Source organism: Corallococcus praedator, assembly GCF_003612125.1.
In the GTDB taxonomy this organism is placed as follows: Bacteria; Myxococcota; Myxococcia; order Myxococcales; family Myxococcaceae; genus Corallococcus; species Corallococcus praedator.
This window is the reverse complement of record NZ_RAWI01000612.1, coordinates 1-3683: the sequence shown is the minus strand read 5'-3', so window position 1 is coordinate 3683 and position 3683 is coordinate 1. Positions and strand designations below refer to the sequence as shown.

Below are 3683 nucleotides of genomic sequence, written 5' to 3'. Positions count from 1 at the left end.
GTGTTCCTTCCGTGGGAGTGGAGTGGGGCGGACCCTAGCAGTTTGATCCGCCGGTGCGGATCCGCTCAGCAGCCCCCCGTCACCCCGAGGACGGAGCCCCAGGGCCCACCTTCCACGGTGGTACTCCGCTCAGAAGTACCACGTCGCCCCGAGCACGAAGCGCAACGGCCCGTTGTCCAACGTGACGGTCCGTTGGGGCTTCGACCCTTCCTGCAACCGGACGACCTCGTGCTTCAGGGGCCAGGCCTTGTCCAGCTCCACGCCGATGCCCACGTGCCGCCAGGGCCGGACCTCCGCCAGGAGCCCGGTGGTGAAGTAGGGCCCGCACTGCTGTCGTATGGCCCCGTCACGTCCAGCCCCGGCTCCCGGGTCCGGATGTCGAAGCCGGAACTGCCCGACAGCGTCACGCCCAACCAGGGACCATGCGGCTCCGGAGCCTCCTGTTCTGCTCGAGCGGAGGAGGCGAGGAGGGTCGCCGCGGGCAACAGCGGGGGAGGTGACCGCATGGGAGGACCTCGGAAGGAAGAGGCGGATGTTTCGGCATCCGCACGACTTCCTACGGAGTGGAGGTCCCTCCCGGGTCATTCCCGCGTCTGCCCCGGGCGTCGCCGCCCGGAGGACGCGTTCCTGCTCAGGGCTTCGTGGGCGGAACCGGCGCGGCGGGCGCTTCAGGCGCCTTGGGCGCGGCGGGAGCTTCCGGCGCCTTGGGCGGACCGGGCGGCACGCCGCGTCCGGCCTGGGCCACCATGCGCACCTCGGCGTTCTCCCCGAGCGCGAAGCCGTCGCCCTTGGTCTCCAGGTCGGTGACGTCGATGACGTCGCCGCGCTGGAGGTGGAAGAAGCGCTCGTTCTTCTCCGCGCGGTGGCGCTCCTGCATCGCAAGGCCCACGCGCCCCTCCGGTCCGCAGCCGATGTAGCGCTGGCGTCCCTTGCCCTCCAGCGACTCGCTGACGATGCGGAACACCCGGCCCGGCGGCGGCTCCGGCCACGCCTCGCCCTTGGGCGCCACCACGAGGTAGCTCATCTTCAGCGATTCCTTGTGGAACCCCGCCGTGCGCGCCAGCTCCTCCACCACGCGCGGCATGGGCCACGCGCGCTCGGCGTGGCACCAGTCCGTCTCCTTCACCAGCGCGGGGCAGGGGCCCCGGTACATGCACGGCGCGCGGATGCCGTAGCCGCGCTCCACCAGCAGGTCGCGCACCTTGAGCAGGTTGCGGCTCGTCTCGCGCAGCGCGGGCTCCATCACCAGCAGGCTGCCGCCCTTCTTCACCTTCGCGAGCACCGCCTCCAGCAGCGCCGCGCGCGGCTTGAGCGCATCGTCGTTGGCGCCATACAGCTCGTTGACCACGTGGCCCATCGTCACGAGGTCGAACTGACCGTCGGGCAGCGTGGCGTTCTTCTTCAGCGGATCCCACTCGCGCGTGGCCAGCGCCTCGCCTGCCTCGGTGGCCAGCTTGAGCGCCAGCGCCAGCGCCGGCTTGCTGCGGTCCGCCGCGGTGACCTCACTGGCCCCCCCGTCCATCGCCGCGAAGGCGACCGGACCCGGGCCGCTGCCCAGGTCCAGCACATGGCGGGGGCGGTTGGGCAATTCCCCCAGCACCTGCCGCGCCTGGGCGTAGGAGACCGGCCAGTAGAAGAGCAGGTAGGCGCCCAGCAGGCGCGGATCATCCATGTACCGGGCGCCGGCGAGCTGCCGGTCGCGGGTGAGGCCGAGCGACAACTGCTTCACCCCCGCGCCCACCTCCTTGACCTCCTGCGGCGTGAGGCGCCCCTCCGGGCCGTCGCCCTTGCCTCGCGACGCGCGCCACACGGCGATGAGCCGCGGCAGCCACCGCTCCAAGTCCTTGCTGTATGCGTTGCTCATCCGTGCCTTCACTTCTGGGGTCGCCACCTGGAGGCGACCGCGTTAAACCCATTCCGCCATGATTTCCGTCCGCGGATTGCGCAAGCACTATCAGGTTCACAAGCGCCCGCCCGGCCTGAAGGCGGCCCTGCGCTCGCTCGTCCACCGCAGCTACACGTCCGTCAAGGCCGTGGACGGCATCTCCTTCGATATCAAACCCGGCGAGCGGGTGGGCTTCCTGGGCCCGAACGGCGCGGGCAAGACGACGACGCTCAAGGTGCTGGCGGGCCTGCTCCACCCCTCCGAGGGTGAAGTCACCGTGGACGGCCACGTCCCGAAGATGCGCGAGGAGGCGTTCCTCAAGAAGATCATGCTGGTGATGGGGCAGAAGCAGCAGCTGCTCTGGGACCTGCCCGCCGCGGAGACGTTCGAACTCAACCGGGCCATCTACGACGTGCCCCGCCTCCAGTACAAGCAGACGCTGGAGGAGCTGGTGTCGCTGCTGGAGCTGGAGGACCTCATCCAGAAGCCCGTCCGCCAGCTCAGCCTGGGCGAGCGCATGAAGTGCGAGCTGGCCGCGGCCCTCATCCACCGCCCCCGGGTGCTGTTCCTGGACGAGCCCACCATCGGCCTGGATGTGTCCATGCAGGTGACGATGCGCACCTTCATCAAGGCCTACAACGAAACCACGGGCGCCACCCTCATCCTGACCAGCCACTACATGGACGACGTCGCGGCGCTGTGCCCGCGTGTCATCGTCATCGACAAGGGGCAGCTGTCCTACGACGGCACCCTGGACGCGCTGGTGCAGCGCGTGCGTCCGGAGAAGCGCGTGGTGCTGCGGCTGGCCCAGCCCGTGGCCGCGGACCTGCTGGCCTCGCTGGGGCGGGTGGTGTCGCACGAGCCGGGCGCGGCGGTGCTCCAGGTGCAGCAGGACGCGGTGAACGCCACCGTGGGGCGGGCGCTGTCCACGCTGCCGGTGACGGACCTGACGGTGGAGAACGCGCCGCTGGAAGAGGTGATGAGCGAGCTGTTCCAGGAGGGCAAGGCCCGCCGGGCGGAGGCCGCCCGGGAGACGGTGTCCGCATGAGCCTGCGCACGTCGCTGAAGGCGCTGCCCACGCTCCTGCGCATCGGGTTCGCGGAGGCGGTGGCCTTCCGCGCGGAGATGATCGTCTGGGTGTTCGCCACCACGATGCCGCTCATCATGCTGGCGCTGTGGTCGGCGGTGGCGCGCACGGCGCCGGTGGGCCGCTTCGGGCAGGCGGAGTTCGTCGGCTACTTCCTCGCGGCCTTCTGCGTGCGGCAGATCACCAGTTGCTGGGTGGCGTGGATGCTCAGCTACGAGGTGAAGCAGGGCACGCTGGCGATGCGCCTCTTGCGGCCCATCTCCCCGCTGCTCGCGTACGCGACGGACGTGCTGGCGGGCATCCCGCTGCGGCTCCTGGTGGTCGCGCCCGTGCTGGCCGTGAGCCTCTACGTGGTGGGCGCGCGGGCCGTGCCTTCCTCGCCGCTCGGCTGGGGGCTGTTCATCCTGTCGCTGGCGGGCGGGTGGCTCATCACGTTCTATCTGAACGTGCTGTTGGGCACGCTGAGCCTCTATCTGGAGAGCAGCCAGAAGCTGATGGACGTCTACATGGTGCTGTTCTTCGTGTGCTCCGGCTACATGTTCCCGGTGGAGTTCTTCCCGGCCGGGGTGCGCACGTTCATCGACGTGCTGCCGTTCCGCTACCAGATGGGGCTGCCGGTGGAGCTGATGACGGGGGCGCACGCGACGGGGGCGGCGCTGGGCTTGCTGGCGAAGCAGTGGGCGTGGGTGGCGGGGCTGGGCGCGGTGGCGA

Annotated in this window: 4 protein-coding genes; 2 read left to right on the top strand and 2 right to left on the bottom strand. The window is 70.3% G+C overall.

The genetic code is table 11. The annotated features are described in order from the left end of the window. Positions 1-129: 129 nt before the first annotated feature. Together D7Y13_RS46120 and D7Y13_RS39760 are read right to left on the bottom strand one after the other, a co-directional pair. Positions 130-273, bottom strand: coding sequence for a hypothetical protein (locus D7Y13_RS46120; protein ID WP_158620423.1), 144 nt, complete (start codon positions 271-273; stop codon positions 130-132). Positions 274-631: 358 nt separating this feature from the next. Then, a complete protein-coding gene (locus D7Y13_RS39760; protein ID WP_120584664.1) occupies positions 632-1864 on the bottom strand; it encodes a small ribosomal subunit Rsm22 family protein in 1233 nt (410 codons plus the stop codon). Positions 1865-1922: 58 nt separating this feature from the next. On the opposite strand from D7Y13_RS39760, the gene D7Y13_RS39755 reads away from it, so the two are divergent. After that, complete coding sequence (locus D7Y13_RS39755; RefSeq protein WP_120538251.1) at positions 1923-2933, top strand: ABC transporter ATP-binding protein; 1011 nt, start codon at positions 1923-1925, stop codon at positions 2931-2933. Then, on the top strand, positions 2930-3683 hold a 754-nt coding region (locus D7Y13_RS39750), incomplete at its 3' end, for an ABC transporter permease (protein WP_120631000.1). The genes D7Y13_RS39755 and D7Y13_RS39750, both read left to right, overlap by 4 nt.